Annotated in this window: 11 protein-coding genes; 8 read left to right on the plus strand and 3 right to left on the minus strand. The window is 68.3% G+C overall.

Annotated features, from left to right (window positions below; all coding sequences use genetic code 11):
* The first annotated feature begins 41 nt into the window (after positions 1 to 41).
* The 5 genes from BM252_RS18955 to BM252_RS18975 all read left to right on the plus strand — a co-directional run bounded on the left by BM252_RS18955 (position 42) and on the right by BM252_RS18975 (position 5,455).
* Positions 42 to 1,703, plus strand: a complete 1,662-nt coding sequence (locus BM252_RS18955) for a glycoside hydrolase family 10-like protein (protein WP_245774336.1) — start codon at positions 42 to 44, stop codon at positions 1,701 to 1,703.
* A 230-nt stretch (positions 1,704 to 1,933) separates the two neighbouring features.
* Positions 1,934 to 2,914 carry an N-acetylglucosamine kinase gene (locus tag BM252_RS18960; protein WP_425442343.1) on the plus strand — a complete coding sequence of 327 codons (981 nt, stop codon included), beginning with the start codon at positions 1,934 to 1,936 and terminating at the stop codon, positions 2,912 to 2,914.
* On the plus strand, positions 2,911 to 3,900 hold the full coding sequence (locus BM252_RS18965) for a peptidoglycan recognition protein family protein (protein ID WP_093389241.1): 990 nt from the start codon (positions 2,911 to 2,913) through the stop codon (positions 3,898 to 3,900). The genes BM252_RS18960 and BM252_RS18965 overlap by 4 nt, the downstream gene beginning before the upstream one ends.
* A gap of 41 nt (positions 3,901 to 3,941) precedes the next feature.
* A complete protein-coding gene (locus tag BM252_RS18970; RefSeq protein ID WP_093389242.1) occupies positions 3,942 to 4,847 on the plus strand; it encodes a LysR family transcriptional regulator in 906 nt (301 codons plus the stop codon).
* Positions 4,844 to 5,455, plus strand: coding sequence for a M15 family metallopeptidase (locus BM252_RS18975; RefSeq protein WP_093389243.1), 612 nt, complete (start codon positions 4,844 to 4,846; stop codon positions 5,453 to 5,455). The genes BM252_RS18970 and BM252_RS18975 overlap by 4 nt, the downstream gene beginning before the upstream one ends.
* A gap of 12 nt (positions 5,456 to 5,467) precedes the next feature.
* On the opposite strand, the gene BM252_RS30300 is transcribed toward BM252_RS18975, so the two are convergent.
* The 3 genes from BM252_RS30300 to BM252_RS18990 form a co-directional block, all read right to left on the minus strand.
* Positions 5,468 to 5,962 (minus strand): hypothetical protein, encoded by a 495-nt coding sequence (locus BM252_RS30300; RefSeq protein WP_139236611.1) that lies wholly within the window; start codon positions 5,960 to 5,962, stop codon positions 5,468 to 5,470.
* A gap of 155 nt (positions 5,963 to 6,117) precedes the next feature.
* Entirely contained in the window at positions 6,118 to 7,605 is a 1,488-nt protein-coding gene (gene dacB, locus BM252_RS18985) for a D-alanyl-D-alanine carboxypeptidase/D-alanyl-D-alanine endopeptidase (protein ID WP_093389245.1), read from the minus strand.
* A 16-nt stretch (positions 7,606 to 7,621) separates the two neighbouring features.
* Entirely contained in the window at positions 7,622 to 8,860 is a 1,239-nt protein-coding gene (locus BM252_RS18990; RefSeq protein ID WP_093389246.1) for a nucleoside recognition domain-containing protein, read from the minus strand.
* Between the two features lie 207 nt (positions 8,861 to 9,067).
* Here BM252_RS18990 and BM252_RS18995 point away from each other — a divergent pair, with 207 nt between their 5' ends.
* From BM252_RS18995 to BM252_RS19005, 3 genes are all read left to right on the plus strand, one after another.
* A complete protein-coding gene (locus BM252_RS18995) occupies positions 9,068 to 10,909 on the plus strand; it encodes an ABC transporter substrate-binding protein (protein ID WP_245774338.1) in 1,842 nt (613 codons plus the stop codon).
* Between the two features lie 206 nt (positions 10,910 to 11,115).
* On the plus strand, positions 11,116 to 13,878 hold the full coding sequence (locus tag BM252_RS19000) for a TonB-dependent receptor domain-containing protein (protein ID WP_093389248.1): 2,763 nt from the start codon (positions 11,116 to 11,118) through the stop codon (positions 13,876 to 13,878).
* 147 nt (positions 13,879 to 14,025) lie between these two features.
* Positions 14,026 to 15,108, plus strand: a complete 1,083-nt coding sequence (locus BM252_RS19005; RefSeq protein ID WP_093389249.1) for a S66 peptidase family protein — start codon at positions 14,026 to 14,028, stop codon at positions 15,106 to 15,108.
* The last annotated feature ends 479 nt before the right edge of the window (positions 15,109 to 15,587 follow it).

Below are 15,587 nucleotides of genomic sequence, written 5' to 3' on the forward strand. Positions count from 1 at the left end.
GGGGAATGGTTTTGGTTTTTAATGCGAAGAAGCGGCAGTCCATGGCCGCCTGCGTGGCCGGCGCGCTGGCCGTTTTGGCCAGCGGCTGCGGCACCACGCCCATGCCTCCCGACACCTCCGGCCGGCCCGGCGCCACGCCCGGCGCAAGCGGGGCCAAGGCCGGCGGTTCGGTTCCCGGAACCGGAACCGAAGCGGCCCCCGTGGTGGACGGCAACACGCCGCCGCCGGCGCCGCGCGAGTTCCGCGCCGCCTGGGTCTCCACCGTCGCCAATATCGACTGGCCGAGCCGAAGCAACCTCAGCGTCGCCAAGCAGCAGGCCGAGGCGCTGGCCATCCTCGACCGCGCCAAGAACCTGAACCTGAACGCCATCGTGCTGCAGGTGCGCCCCAGCGCCGACGCCATGTACCCGTCCGAGCTGGAGCCGTGGTCGGAGTTCCTCAGCGGCCAGCAGGGCCGCGCACCGAGTCCGCTGTACGACCCGCTGCAGTTCTGGATCGAGCAGGCCCACGCCCGCGGACTGGAGTTGCACGCTTGGTTCAACCCCTACCGCGCCCGCCACGCCACCGCCAAAACGCCGCTGACGCGCGAGCACATCGCCAACACCCGGCCGGCGGCGGTCAAGTCCTACGGCCGCTACCTGTGGATGGACCCGGGCGAGGCGGCCGCCTCGGCGCACACGCAGGCGGTGATCCTCGACGTGGTGCGCCGCTACGACATCGACGGCGTGCACATCGACGACTACTTCTATCCCTACCCGATCGAGGCGCGCGGCGCCACGGCGGCCAACGGCGGCGCCGAGGCCGCCGCGCTGGACACGCCGTCCGGCGCCAAGAGCGAGCTGGAGTTTCCCGACCAGCCGAGCTGGCAGCGCTACCTGCTGGGCGGCGGCCAGCTCGGCCGCGCCGACTGGCGCCGGCAGAACGTCAACCAGCTAATCGAGGCGCTGTACCAGGGCATCCACAAGGAGAAATCCTGGGTGCGCTTCGGCATCAGCCCGTTCGGCATCGGCCGGCCCGACCGCCGCCCGGCCGGCATCGTCGGTTTCAGCCAGTACGACAAGCTGTACGCCGACGCCGAAACCTGGCTGGCCAAGGGCTGGCTGGACTACCTGTCGCCGCAGCTGTACTGGCCGGTGGCGCAGGCGCCGCAGGCCTTCGACGTGCTGTTCGACTACTGGCTGGCGCAGAACACGCGCGGCCGCCACGTCTGGCCGGGGCTGGCCACCAGCCGCATCGACAACTCCGCCAAGGCCTTCGCGCCGGAGGAGATCGTCAAGCAGATCGGCGTGCTGCGCAGCCGCGTGGGCGGCAACGGCCACGTCCACTTCAGCGTCGCCGCGCTGATGGAGAACCGCAAGGGCGTCAGCGACCAGTTGAAGGGCGCGTCCTACCAGAGCGCCGCGCTGGTGCCGGCCACGCCCTGGCTGGGCGCCGAGCCGCCGGCCGCGCCCAGCGTGGCGACGCGGCGCGAGAACGGCGGTCTGGCGCTCAAGCTGGGCGGCAACGGCGGCGCCGCGCGGCCGGCGGTGCAGTACGCGATTTGGTCGCGCTACGGCAACGAGTGGCGCTTCGCCGTGGCCCCGGCCGGCCGCGCCAACCTGCTGCTGGCCGACGACGCGGCGCGCGGCGCCGTCAGCGCGGTGGTGGTCAGCGCCGTCGACCGGCTGGGCAACGAGAGCGAGCGGGTGCAGGTGCTGCGCTAGAGCGTGGCGGATCGCCGCACCACCCCGCAATGCGGCCGAAAGGGGTCGGACCCCGTACGGGGTCCGACCCCGGTCTCAGGGGGCGGGGTCAACGCTCAATCCTAGGCTATAACCTTTTGGAATAGCATGCGCGCAAGCTTTCATGAACGACCACGCCGCGTTTGGCTTTACACTCGTTGGCGGCCCGCCCCATCCCGGGCCGCCGTAGACACCCGCAGGAGAGATTGGCAATCGACACGCTGAGCACGCCCCCCGACTCCGCCCCCGGCCTGGGCATCGACGCCGGCGGCAGCCGCACGCGCTGGGCGCTGGCCTCGGCGGCCGGCCACATTATGGCCGAAGGCAATGTCGACGGCCTGTCCGCCCTGCAACTGGCCACCCCGGCCGGCCGCGACGCGGTGCGCGCCATCTTCGCCACCCTGGCCGGGCAGGTGCGCGCGCTGGCCCGGCCGGCCGCCGTCTGCGCCGGCCTGACCGGCTTCGGCGGCGACGGCGCCCAGCTGGCCGCCTGGCTGGCCGAGCTGCTGGCCGTGCCGGCGCCCGCCGTGCAACTGCGCAACGACATCGAAATCGCCTACCTCGACAGCTTCCAGCCCGGCCAGGGCTACCTGGTCTACGCCGGCACCGGCTCGATCGCCGCCTGGATCGACGCCGCCGGCGCCTTCCACCGCGCCGGCGGCCGCGGCGTGACCCTGGACGACGGCGGCGGCGGCTTCTGGATCGCCCGCGAGGCGATGCGCCACATCTGGCGCCGCGAGGACGAGGCGCCGGGCGCCTGGCGGGACTCGGCGCTGGCGCGCGCCGTCTTCGCCCACGTCGGCGGCAGCGACTGGGACGCCTCGCGCCAGTTCATCTACGGCCAGGACCGGGGCGCCATCGGCAAGCTGGCGCTGGCCGTCGCCGCCAGCGCCGCCGACGACGCGCAGTCGCGCCAGATCCTCGAACAGGCCGGCGTCGAGCTGGCCCGGCTGGCGCTGGCGCTGGTGTCGCGCTACGGCGCGCGGCCCATCGTGCTGGCCGGCCGCGCCGCCCAGCTGCACCCGCTGATCGCCGTGTCGATGCGCGCCGCGCTGCCGCCGGAGCTGTTCCTGCGCCAGGCGGTGGCGCAGCCCCACCACGCGGCGGCGCGAATTGCAATACACTCCAGTCTGACCCCATTTTCCGGCCCGGCGGCGAGCGCTCCGCCCGGCCCGCCACGAGACCGCCCATGAAGAAGACCCTGCTGTTGACGTCGCTGATCGCCCTGCTGGCCGGCTGCGCCGCGCCCGGCCCCCGGCTGGACCACAGCTACACCGCGCGCAGCCAGAGCGACCGGGTCAAGTTCATCGTGCTGCACTACACGGTGAGCGACCTGCCGCGCTCGATCAAGATCCTCACCCAGCAGGAAGTGAGCGCCCACTATCTGCTCACCGACAGCGACGAGCCCTTGTTCTACACGCTGGTCGACGAGTCGCGGCAGGCCAACCACGCCGGCGTCAGCAACTGGAAGACCTACACCCACCTGAACGCCAGCTCGATCGGCATCGAGATCGTCAACCCGGGCTTCCGCGACACGGCCGAGGGCCGCGTCTGGTATCCGTTCAAGCAGGCGCAGATCGACCAGCTGATTCCGCTGCTCAAGCAGATCGTGGCGCGCCACAACATCGTGCCGGAGAACATACTCGGCCACAGCGACATCGCGCCGCAGCGCAAGCAGGACCCGGGGCCGATGTTCCCGTGGAGGCAACTGGCCGACGCCGGCCTGGTGCTGTGGCCGGACGCCGTCCAGGTCGCCGCCCGCCAGCCCGTGTTCGCCGCCCAGGTGCCGGACCCGGCCTGGTTCCAGAAGAAGCTGGCCCAGCACGGCTACGCGGTGCCGCAGAACGGCCTGCTCGACCCGGCCACGCGCAACGTGTTGATCGCCTTCCAGTCCAAATACCGGCCGGCCAAGTTCGACGGCGTGCCGGACGCCGAGTGCGCCGCCATCCTCGACGTGCTGACCAGCCCGGCGGCGCTGTCGGTGCGGCCGGCGGTGCCTGTGCCCGCTCCGGCATCCGCTTCGACGCCGGCCCCGGCGGCGATTCCGGTCGCCGTACCGGCACCGACGCCCGCTTCGCTCCCGGCTCCCGCCGCCGTCCCCGTGGCCGTCCCCGCCGCGCCGGCGGCGGCGGTGGTGCCGGCCGCACCACCGCCGGCCGAGCCGGTCGAGTCGAACTGAAGCGTCGCCCGGCACTGCCGCCCCACTTATGAAAGAAGCACATGCGTCTGCGCCACATTGAAGTGTTCCACGCCATCATGCAGGTCGGCACCATCAGTGGCGCGGCGCAGGTGTTGCACATCTCGCAGCCGGCCGTGACCAAGGTGCTGCAGCACTGCGAGCTGCAGCTGGGCATGCCGCTGTTCGAGCGCGTCCGTGGCAAGCTCTACCCCAAGCCCGAGGCGCACCGCCTGTTCGCCGAGACGGAAAAACTCAACCGCGACCTGCAGGGCATCCGCCGCCTGGCCGCCAGCCTGAAGGGGCGCGCCGTCGAGACCATCCGCCTGTGCGCCACGCCGACCATCGCCATCAGCGTGCTGCCGCAGGCGATGAGCGCCTGGCGCCAGGACTTCACGCAGACGCCCTGCCAGCTGGCCACCCACCACACCAGCGAGATCGTCAACACGCTGCGCCTGGGCGAGGCCGACCTGGCCCTGTCGCTGCAGGACCCGCGCCACCCCGGCATCGTCGCCGAGCCGATCGCCCAGGGCGTGATGACGGTGATCGCGCCGGCCGGCTACTGGCGCGCCGACGAGTGCCAGACGCCGCTGAGCGCGCCCGGCCTGGTCGGCGACCTGATCGGCCACGCCGAGAACGACCCGCTCGGCGAACTGGTGGTGGCCGCCTGCGAGGCGCAGCACATCCAGCCGGTGTTCCGCACCGTGGTGCAGACCTACCAGATCGCCCGCTCGCTGGTCGAGGCCGGCGGCGGCATGGCCGTGGTCGACCCGTTCACGGCGGCCACCGCCTCGGCCGCGCTGGTGCAGCGGCGGCCGTGGGCGCCGGCCATCCCGGTGCAGCTGTTCCTGTTGACGGCCAGCCACTCGCCGCTGTCGCACGGCGCCCGCCAGCTGGCCAACTGCATCGGCGGCGCCGCGCGCGCCTGCCTGGCGCGGGGGCCGGCATGAGCGCCCGCATCCCCTGCGAGGCGATCGCCGCCGACCCGGACTTCCGCCACCTGTCGGCGGTGGACGGCATCGGCATCGACCTGCGCTACGCCACGGCGGACAACTTCGTCGGCCGCGACCTGTACAACCCGCTCGACTGCGCCTGGCTGCACCGCGACGCCGCCGCCGCGCTGCAGCGGGCCGTCGCCTGGCTGGCCATGCGCCGCTCCGACCACCGCCTGCTGGTGCTCGACGCGCTGCGCCCGCAGCGGGTGCAGGAGCAGCTGTGGCAGGCGCTGCAGGGCACCGAGCTGCTGGGCTACATCGCCGAGCCGGGGCGCGGCTCGATCCACTCCTTCGGCATGGCGGTCGACCTCACCATCGTCGACGCCGCCGGCCGCGAGCTCGACATGGGCACCGGCTTCGACGACCTCAGCGAGCGTTCCCATCCGGCGCTGGAGGACCGCCTGCTGGCGGCCGGCGAGCTGGAGGCGCAGCACGTCGCCAACCGCCAACTGCTGCGCGACGCCATGTTCCAAGCCGGCTGGGTCGGCATCCACAGCGAGTGGTGGCACTTCGACTGCGGCGACCGCGCGCTGGTGCGGCAACACTACACGCGGGTGCTGTAGCGGGCGCGGCGGCTACTTGTTGGCCTCGAATGGACGGGACTCGCTTGCCTCGTGTTGCACCAGCCAATCGGAGAACGACAAGCGGTAGCCGCTGGCATCGCTGCGATAGCGCAGCACGTGGGGCGGCAAGCGTAGCGCGCCCGGCACCGGCACAGCGAGCTCGGCCAGCGTGGTCGGATAGCGTCCGTGCATTGAATGGTAGTGTGCCAAAGCCACACGCACCAGCTCGCCGTTTTCAACACATGCATTGAAAGCCAGTCTCGCCTCCCGCGCGCCAATTGTCCATGCCGTGCCGAAGATCAACACAACGCCAATAGCCGCAGCCACAGCCATGGCGCGGCCGCCGCGCCAAAGCGCCAATGCGGCAATGGCCGCGATTGCGATGGCGCCCAAAAGGTCGCGAACGGGTAGCGGCCCGGCTTGATGTTCGCCGAGCCACAGCCCGCAAACGGCGGTAAAACCAAGCAAGCAAAACGCGGTAGCGTATTGACGTTTAGAGTGTGACATCGTATCCATCTTAGTTGGCCGGATAGAGAATCGGGGTCAGTGCCGACATTCGGACACGGCCTCAGCTATTCGGCAATTTGAGTGGACTCGCCTACTGTAGGAACGGCTGAGCTTGTGTCCGAATGTCGGCACTGACCCCGCCTGGTTTTTGCGGTTCAGGGCAGGGTGTTGGCGTCGCTGCGCGCGACCCAGTCGACCAGGGCGTCGAGCACGGCGCGGCCGGCGCCGTTGGCGGCGTGGGCGTCGTTGATCATGGCCACCACCACGCATTGCTGGTTGGCCGCGTCGGGCACGAAGCCGGCCAGCGCCGCCACGCCGCTCAGGCTGCCGGTTTTGAGGCGCGCGCGCAGCGCCGCCGGGCTGTCCTTCAGGCGCTTGCGCATGGTGCCGTCGAGCGCGGCGATGGGCAGGCTGGCGGCGAACTCGGGCGCCCACAGGCTGCGCTGCGCCGCCTGCAACACCGCGGCCAGCTGGGCCGGCCGGATCCGCTCGACGCGCGACAGGCCGGAACCGTTCTCCAGCACCAGGCCTTGTTGGTCGATGCCCCGCTCGCTCATCCAGTTGCGCACCGCCAGGTTGGCGCGCGCCGCCGTGGTCTGGCCGGACGGCTCGGGCGGCAGGGGCTTGCTGCCGAGCGCGGCGTCCGCCTCCAGGCTGCCCAGGCTGAGGAAGAGGGTGTGGGCCAGGGTGTTGTCGGACTGCTTGTTGGTGTCGCGTAGCACCTCGGCCAGGGTGCGCGACTGGTGCGCGCTCAGCAGGCGGGCGCCGGCCGGCGTGGCCTGGTCGGCGCCGGCCTCGCGCACCTCGCCGCCCAGGCTGCCTCCCAGCCGGCCCCAGGTGGTGCGCAGCAGCCGCTCCAGGTAGTCGTGGCGGTCGAGCACGTTGATGCTGGTCGACTTGCTGCAATCCTTGGGGAAGGTGCCGCGCAGAACAACCTTCAGCTTGCCGCCGCGCCGTTCGACCTCGGGCGCTTTCCAGCCGGCTTCCCAGTCGGCGCAGGGGGCGTCGATCAGCTTGAGCTCGGAGGCCACGCTGACCTTGTCCAGCGCGGGCATCAGCACCAGTTTCATTCTGTTGCCGGAAGATTCCATGTCGAGCTTGAGCAGGTTGGTGTTGACCAGCAGCGCGTCCGGCACCACGTTGTAGTAGGCGTAGGGATATTCGTCGAAGGCCGGCAGTTCGGCGTCGAGCCGGGCCGGCTGGAACAGCTGGCGGTCGAGCACGATGTCGCCCTTGATCTTGCGGATGCCCTGGTTGCGCAGCGCTTGCAGCATGTGGTACAGCGCGTCCTCGTTGAGGTCGCTGTCGGCGCCGCCGCGCAGGTACAGGTCGCCATGCAGTACGCCCTTGACCAGCTCGGCTTCGCTGCGCAGCTCGGTGCGGCCACGGAACACCGGGCCGAGCTGCTCCAGCGCGGCCATGGTGGTCAGCAGCTTCATGGTCGAGGCCGGCTGCATGCTGCGCTCGCCGCCGTGCCACAGCAGGGTGCGCGGGCCGCGCAGCACGACGACGCCGACGGCGTCCTGCGGGATGTTGGCGGCCTGCAGCATCTGCCTTATCGGCTCGGGCAAGATGGCGTGGGCGGCGCCGGCGGCGGCCAGCAGGCCGGCCAGCAGGGTGGGCAACAGGAGGCGACGAATCATGGGCGTGCTCACGGTATCAATGGAAGAACAGGTAGGCGACGAAGATGGCCGCCACCACGCCGGCGAAGTCGGCGATCAGGCCGCAGGAGATGGCGTAGCGCGTCTTGCGGATGCCGACCGAGCCGAAGTACAGGGCGACGATGTAGAAGGTGGTGTCGGCCGAGCCCTGGAACACGCAGGCGAGGCGGCCGACGAAGGAGTCGACGCCGTAGGTTTTCATGGCGTCGATCATCATCGCCTTCGAGCCGCTGCCGCTGAGCGGCTTCATCATGGCGGTCGGCAGCGCCGGCACGAAGTCGGTGTTGATGCCGAGCAGGGAGAAGAACCAGTTGAAGCCCTCGACGACGAAGCCGAACACGCCGGCGTTGCGGATCACGCTGATCGCCACCAGCATGCCGACCAGGTAGGGGATCACCGTCAGCGAGGTTTGGATGCCGCCCTTGGCGCCCTCGATGAAGGCCTCGTAGACGTTGACCTTGCGGCGCAGCGCGCCGATGATGAACGTGGCGATGACCAGTATCAGCACCAGGTTGCTGACCACCTTGGAGACCAGTTCGATCTCCTCCTTGCTCAAATACTGGGTGAAGTAGAAGATCATGCCGGCGATGGCGGCGGTCATGCCGCCCAGCCAGCTCAGCACGACGCGGTTGAGCAGGTTGATGCGCTGGCGGATCGACACGGCGATGATGCCGACCAGGGTGGCGACATAGGTGGCGATCATGCAGGGGATGAAGATGTCCGACGGGTCGGCGGCGCCGAGGATGGAGCGCTGCGCCATGATGGCCAGCGGGATCAGGGTCAGGCCGGAGGTGTGCAGCACCAGGAACATGATCTGCGCGTTGCTGGCCTCGTCCTTGTTGGGGTTGAGGGTTTGCAGGCTTTCCATCGCCTTCAGGCCGAAGGGGGTGGCGGCGTTGTCCAGGCCGAGCAGGTTGGCCGAAAAATTCATCACCATGTGGCCGGTGGCCGGGTGGTTCTTCGGCACGTCGGGGAAGATGCGCGAGAAGAAGGGGGCGATGACGCGCGCCAGCAGGTCGACCACGCCGGCCTTCTCGCCGATGTTCATGATGCCCAGCCACAGCGTCATCACACCGGCCAGCGGCAAGGCGATGTCCATCACGCCGGACTTGGCCGAGTCGAAGGTGCCGTCGATAATGCGTTTGAAAATCTCGGTGTCGCCAAGGAAGATCCACTGCGCGAAGGCGGCGGCGAAGCCGACCAGAAAGAAGCCGGACCAGATGTAATTGAGCGACATAGATCGAAATTTTCCTGAAGCATATTGAGCAATGTTGAAAGTATAGGGCCAGCCCGCCTCCGCCTAGTGAAAGAATGCGCTTGGAACATGCCAAAAAGTTATATGCTGCCGGTCTGATTTCATTGGCGCGCCGTGCCGGCCGGGCTTAGCCTGCGCCCGGTGGACAGATCGGATCACGCTGGGCAGCCCTTATTGACTGGATCGCATATGAAGAAACTGTGTAACAAGGCAAGCATGGCCGCCGTGGCCGCCTTGGCCGCGCTGCTGGCGCTGGCCGGCACTGCCCATGCCGCCGCCGGCGCTGCCGATACCGCCGCCGCCGCCGCGCCGGCCAAGGTGTTGCACGCCTTCCTCAGCACCGGCGAGACGGGCCTGGACCCCGCCGTCGCCTCCGACCTGGCCAGCCTGAGCCTGCTGGAAAACCTGTTCGACCCGCTGCTGCGCTACGACTACCTGGCGCGCCCGGTCAAGTTGCAGGAAAACACGCTGCGCGCCATGCCCACGGTCGAGGACGGCGGCCTGAGCTACACCTTCGAGCTGCGACCCGGCATCTACTTCACGCCCGACCCGGCCTTCAAGGGCGTCAAGCGCGAGGTGACGGCGCAGGACTACGTCTACAGCCTCAAGCGCCTGTACGACCCGACCCTGAAATCGCCCTGGTTGTTCCTACTCGAAGGCAAAATCGTCGGCGACGGCGCCCTCGCCGCCGACAAATTCGGCTACGACAGCGCCGTCGCCGGCCTGCAAGCCGTCGACAAATACACCCTGCGCATCCGCCTGACCAAGCCCGACCCGAACTTCCTCTTCTACCTGGCCATCCCGGCCACCGGCGTGGTGGCGCGCGAGGTGATCGAGGCCTATCCCGGCCAAGCCGGCAACCACCCGGTCGGCAGCGCCGCCTTCATGATGGGCACGTGGAAGCACAGCGACAAGATCACCCTGCTGGCCAACCCGGACTTCCGCCCCACCGTGTTCCACGCCGGCGCCAACGTCGCGCCGGAGGACCGCGCGCTGGCCGCCGGCTTGGAGGGGCGCCGCCTGCCGCTGGTCGACCGCGTCGAGGTGAAGATCATGGAGGAGTACCAGTCGCGCATGCTGGGCTTCCTCAACGGCGAGTTCGACTACCTGGAGCAGGTGCCGGAATCGCTGAAGGACATGGTGTTGGCGCCCGGCAGCGGCGCGCCCGCGCTGAAGCCGGCGCTGGCGCGCCAGGGCCTGGTGCTGTCCACCTTCCCGGTGCTGCAAACCTACTACATGTGGATGAACATGGACGACCCGCTGATCGGCGGCTACGGCAAGGACAAGGTGGCGTTGCGCCGCGCCATCGCGCTCGGCTACAACAGCGCCGAGGACATCGCCCTGCTGAAGAAGGGCCTGGCGCTGCCGGCCGAAACGCCGCTGCCGCCCAACGTGCTGGGCTACGACCCGGCCTACCGCGCGCCCGAGGGCTACGACCCGGCGCTGGCGCGCGCGCTGCTCGAGCGCTTCGGCTACCGCCTGGGCAAGGACGGCTTCCGCACCCTGCCCGACGGCAAGCCGCTGACCCTGCTGATGCACTCCGAGCCGTCCACCGTGGGCCGGCTGCGCGACGAGTTCTGGCGCAAGAGCCTGAACGCCATCGGCCTGCGCGTGAGCTTCAAGAGCGACAAGAAAACCGAGGTCATCAAGGCCTCCCGCCTGGGCAAGGTGATGATGTTCGAAACCAACTGGATCGCCGACTTCCCCGACGGCGACAACTTCTACCAGCTGCTGTACGGCGCCAACAGCGGCCGCGCCAACTACGCCCGCTTCAACCTGCCGGCCTTCAACCAGCGCTACGAGCAGGCCCGCCAGCTGCCCGACTCGGCCGAACGCGCCCGCCTCTACCGCGAGATGGCGCAGTTGCTGCACGCCTACGCGCCGTGGGTGCTGCTGACCCATCCGATCTCGGCCGACATCCGCCAACCGTGGTTAAAAAACTACAAACGCCATCCAGTCGAGTTCACCGCGTGGCGTTACCTCGACATCAATATTTCCGAACGCCAACGATCCGCTAAGATAACACCCTGACGGACGGCGCGACCATTCCAAAAGGTTATGGTTGCCTTAGAACATTTCATTGGCTGGCCGGGTTTGCATGGCGCTACTCTGAATTGCTAGTAATAAAGCAATGATCTAGGCAAGGCGTGGATTTTGCCGCCATCGCCGGTCAACAAGTCGATAAAAAAGAGCGGAAACAAGCGCATTCGGTGCAAGCACATTTAGGGAGAACAACTTTGAAGGTCAAGAAACTGGCGCACATGCTTGCGCTGATCGGTGCCGTCGCACCGTTCGCCAACGACGCCATGGCGCAGGACGCCGCGCCCATCCAGCGGATCGAAATCACCGGCAGTAGCATCAAGCGCATCGCCAAGGAAGGCGCCCTGCCGATCCAGGTGGTGAGCTTCGACACCATCGAAAAATCCGGCATCACCAGCACCGAGCAACTGGTGCGCACCCTGTCGGCCAACGGCACCGGCGCCGACAACATGACCTCCGGCAACAACGTCTTCGGCGCCGACGCCGACCGCGTCAGCGGCGGCGCCTCCTTCGCCTCGCTGCGCGGGCTGGGACCGAACTCGACGCTGGTGCTGCTCAACGGCCGCCGCATCGCCAGCCACGGCGCCAGCGGCAAGGCGGTCGACCTGAACTCGATTCCGCTGGGCGCCATCGCCCGCGTCGAGATCCTCAAGGACGGCGCCTCGGCCATCTACGGCACCGACGCCGTCGGCGGCGTGATGAACTTCATCCTGCGCGAGAACTACGACGGCGTCGAGGCCAGCGCCTCGACCAACGTCACCCAACAGGGCGGCGGCCAGACCCGCCGCCTCTCCCTGCTGGCCGGCAAGGGCAAGCTGGCCGACGACGGCTACAACATCATGGCCAGCGTGACCTACGACAAGGACGACAAGCTCAGCTCGTCGGACCGCAAGTTCGTCAACGGCTTCCAGCCGGCGCGCGGCCTGTCGCCCGACACCACCGGCACGCCCTTCGCCACCCAACTGAGCGGCGCCGGCACGGCGCTGGGCACCGGCTTCCAGGTGCCCGGCGACAGCAGCACCTACCTGCAGGCCAACCAGCTCAGCCTGCAAGGCAAGTGCGACAGCGTGCCCGGCATGTCGCAGTACCAGACCGATCTGTGGAAGGACGTCACCTCCCCGCTGCGCAGCAAGTATTCCTGCGCCTACGACTACGGCGCCGACTACGCCATCAGCTTCCCGGTCGAGCGCCTCAACGCCATCTCGCGCGGCACGCTGCAACTGAACGCCGATCACAAGCTGGCGTTCGAGGGCATGTACTCGCGCACCAAGGCGACGGCGATCCTGACGCCGGTGCAGATCCAGACCAGCCTGGCCAACAAGAACGCCTACCCGGTCGGCGGCGCCTACTACCAGGACTTGTCGGCCTTCATCCCCAGCTTCGACAAGACCAAGCCCATCATCTACAAGTGGCGCGCCACCGAGTGGGGCGACCGCACCCAGGAGAACATCACCGACAGCGCCCGTCTGCTGATCGCCGCCGAGGGCACCTTCCTCGGCAAGTGGGACTACAAGGCCGGCCTGTCGCGCGCCGAGAGCCAGACCAAGACCGCGTTGACCGACGGCTACGGCTACACCAGCAAGATCTATTCGGCGCTGGCCAGCGGCGTCATCAACCCGTGGCTGGCGCCGGGCCAAAGCCAGACCGCCGAGGCGAGCAGCCTGATCGAATCGACCAAGTTCCGTGGCGACTTCCAGCACGGCAAGACCACGCTGACCCAGCTCGACGGCACCGTCTCCGGCGAGCTGCTGCAGTTGCCGGCCGGCGCGCTGGCCATCGCCGCCGGCTTCGACCTGCGCCGCGAGGGTTACGACTTCGGCCAGAACGTCGACGCCACCGGCATCCTGCTGGCGCCGGGCAACGCCGCGCTGACCAACACCAGCCGCGACGTGCGCGCCATCTTCACCGAGCTGCTGGTGCCGGTGACCAAGGACCTGGAGTTGCAACTGGCGCTGCGCCGCGACCACTACAGCGTGTTCGGCGCCACCACCAATCCCAAGCTGGCCTTCCGCTACCAGCCGGCCAGCACGCTGCTGTTCCGCGGCTCGGCCAACAAGGGCTTCCTGGCGCCCAGCTTCACCCAGCTGTATTCGGCCCAGCTGTCGCAGGAACTGCCAAACGGCATCATCGACCCGATCTTCTGCCCGACCCATCCGGGCGACCCGGCCTTCTGCGCCATCTCGCGCCAGCCCTACCAGACCGGCGGCAACAGCAAGCTGCGTCCGGAGACCTCCAAGCAGGGCACGCTGGGCATGGTGATCGAGCCGGTCAAGGGCTATTCCGCCTCGCTCGACTTCTGGGCCATCAACGTGCAGGACCGCATCCTGAACCGCACGCCGCAGGTGGTGCTGGCCAACGCCGCCGCGCTGTCCGCCAACATCATCCGCAACCCGGACAACACCATCAACTACATCCAGGCCGGCTGGATCAACGCCGCCGGCCTGCGCACCCGTGGCGCCGACCTCGGCCTGCGCGGCGAGGGCCTGCTGTCCGGCTACAAATGGAACGCCGCGCTGGACGGCACCTGGACCAAGAGCTTCAAGTTCGCCGAGATCCAGGGCCAGCAGTACAAGGAACTGGTGGGCAACTTCTACACCCGCGACATCTACCTGCGCTGGAAGCACAACGCCAGCCTGGGCGTGGCGCGCGGCGACTGGAGCGGCCTGTTGACGCAGAACTACAGCGCCGGCTACAAGGACCAGCTGCCCAACGGCGGCAAGGGCGCGCCGCCGGCCGGCTTCAAGGCCGACGTCAGCAGCTACACCACGTACGACGTGTCGGCCACCTACGGCGGCATCAAGAACGCCACCTTCACCGTCGGCATCAAGAACCTGCTCAACACCGACCCGCCGTTCACCGCGCACAACGTCGACGAGGTGGTTGGCGCCGGTTGGGACCCGCGCGTGGCCGACGCGCGCGGCCGCCAGCTGACGCTGCTGTTCAAGTACAAGTTCCTCTAAGCGGGAACCGGACGGCGCTGTTTCAACCCGACCCCGAAAATGCGCGACGGTCGGGGTCTGACCCCGTACGGCGCCAAGGCGGGGAGTCAGACCCCTGGTCTTTTGGGGGGGCCTTTGACGGCGTGTTGAACCAACAGAAAGGTAGCGATGTCCGATCCAGCACCACTGAGCCGGCGCCGCTTCGGCGCCCTGCTGGCCGGCGCCGCCGTGGCGGCGGCCCAGCCGGCCACGGCGCTGGCCGGCGCGCGCACCACCCGGGGAGGCAAGGCCATGAAACAACACCTGCTCAAGCCGACCAGGCTGCACAGCGGCGACCTAGTCGGCATCGTCGCGCCGGCCGGGCCGTCGAATCCGGCGGCCCTCGAACAGGCTGTGCAGAATTTGCAGGCGCTGGGCCTGCGCGCCAAGCTGGGCGCCCACCTGGGCGAGGTCTACGGCAACTACGGCGGCAGCGTCGAACACCGCGTCGCCGACCTGCACGCCATGTTCCTCGATCCCGAGGTCAAGGCCGTGTGGGCGATACGCGGCGGCTCCGGCTGCATCGCGCTGCTGTCCCATCTGAACTACAAGCTGATCCGCAGCAATCCCAAGATCCTGCTGGGCTTTTCCGACGTCACCGCGCTGCACCTGGCGCTGCAGCGGCGCGCCGGGCTGGTCAGCTTCCACGGCCCGGTGCTGTCGACGCCGTTCTCCGACTACACCCGCAACCATCTGCAGAACCTGCTGATGGCGCCGCAGGCCCACTACACCATCCCCATGGCGCAGGAGAACCGCGCCCGCGCCGTGGCGGCGCCGCAGTACGCTCTGCGCACCGTGCACGCCGGCCAGGCCAGCGGCCGCCTGATGGGCGGCAACCTGAGCATGGTCGCCGCGCTGGCCGGCACGCCCTACGCCGCCGATTTCCGCCAGGCCATCGTGTTCTTGGAGGACGTGAGCGAGGAGCCCTACCGCATCGACCGCATGATGACCCAGCTGCAATTGAGCGAGGGTTTCGAGCACGCGGCGGCGATGATGTTGGGCGTGTTCGAAAAATGCGCGCCGCCCGCCGACGAGGTGTCGCTGAGCCTGGAGCAGACGTTGGACCAGCACCTGCTGCCGCTCAAGCTGCCGTCGGCCACCGGCTACTCCTTCGGCCACATCCGCGACCAGTTCACCTTGCCGCTCGGCCTGCAGGCCCGCTTCGACACCGAGCAGCAGAGCTTGACCCTGCTGGAGCCGGCGGTGCTGTAGCGCCGGCAAAAGTGGATGTAAATAATTTGTGCGCTGCACAAATATCTGTGATACACTACGTTCAGTGGTGAGGTTTGCATGCAGACAGTCCCACTATCCAAGGCATGCGCCACAAACCGGGTTGTGTAAGTTTGGTTTGTGCATGGCGACAAAAGCTTGGATTTGTAATTCCGAATACGATGGTCGATTTACACGTTGGGGGCACCACGCAGATAGCATGGGCGCCCGAGACTCTGGAGGCACTTTGCAGATAGCACTGGCATCCGGCACACGATTAAACTATTGGTAATACATTGGAACAAAGCCCGCGAAAGTGGGCTTTTTTTTCGTCTATATATCCTCCTTCCCTGTTCTGGGAAGGTTTCCGCACTAGCGATGTCCAGCTGTTCGGTTTCAACCCCTCCCCCGGTTACCCGTGATGTGTTCGGGCGGCAACGGAGCATGTACGCAGGTGTGCGACGTGACGTAGCGGGCGTAAG

The sequence above is a fragment of the Rugamonas rubra genome, from assembly GCF_900114705.1.
Lineage (GTDB): Bacteria > Pseudomonadota > Gammaproteobacteria > Burkholderiales > Burkholderiaceae_D > Rugamonas > Rugamonas rubra.